Here is a 244-nt window from a genome sequence, read left to right on the forward strand (position 1 = left end):
AGTTAAATCTCGCCGTGTCGGCGGTGCTAACTACCAAGTTCCGATCGAAGTTAAACCTGTGCGTCGTACGACTCTTGGTCTGCGTTGGCTCGTAAACTACTCTCGTCTTCGTGGTGGGAAAACCATGGAAGAGAGACTGGCTTTCGAAATCATCGACGCTAGCAACAACACCGATTCTTCCGGTAAGAAACGTGAAGGTGTACACAAAATGGCAGAAGCGAACAAAGCGTTTGCTCACTACCGT

At 49.2% G+C, this 244-nt stretch carries 1 protein-coding gene; it reads left to right on the top strand.

The window, feature by feature from the left end:
• A partial coding sequence (locus KVT34_RS30860; protein WP_483311476.1) for an uS7 family ribosomal protein occupies positions 1-244 on the top strand: 244 nt, incomplete at both ends.

Source organism: Paenibacillus sp. GbtcB18, assembly GCF_019091125.1.
GTDB lineage: Bacteria > Bacillota > Bacilli > Paenibacillales > NBRC-103111 > Paenibacillus_F > Paenibacillus_F chitinolyticus.